The sequence below is a fragment of the Corallococcus sicarius genome (genome assembly GCF_003611735.1).
GTDB lineage: Bacteria > Myxococcota > Myxococcia > Myxococcales > Myxococcaceae > Corallococcus > Corallococcus sicarius.
Genome location: NZ_RAWG01000795.1, coordinates 1 through 383 on the forward strand (window position 1 = coordinate 1; position 383 = coordinate 383).

The window sequence follows — 383 nt, forward strand, 5'->3', positions numbered from 1 at the left end:
TTCGTCTACCAGACCGCGCGCAACCTGGCGCTGGACCATTTGCGTTCGCGCAGGATCCAGGCCCGCACCCTGCAGGAAGATGTCCCGCTGGATATCCTGCAAAGCGTCGCCGCCCCCATCAGCACGCCCGAAGACGCCACCCAGGCCGAGCAATTGCTTGAGCACCTGAGCGTCAGCCTGGGCCAGTTGAGCGCGCGCCAGCAACGGATCTTCATCCTCAGCCGCCTGCACGGTTGCAGCTACCAGGAGATTGCCGATCAGTTGCAAGTGTCCTTGAGCACGGTGCAGAAGGAACTGAAATTGATCATGGCCATCTGTGTAGGTGTAGCCGAGCGGTTGGATCAGCCTTAAGCTCCATCAGACAGAGGTTATCGATCCAGCCT

At 60.1% G+C, this 383-nt stretch carries 1 protein-coding gene; it reads left to right on the forward strand.

Features of this window, described 5'->3' with window-relative positions:
• A partial coding sequence (locus D7X12_RS42185) for an RNA polymerase sigma factor (protein ID WP_147444044.1) occupies nucleotides 1-351 on the forward strand: 351 nt, incomplete at its 5' end.
• Nucleotides 352-383: the final 32 nt, after the last annotated feature.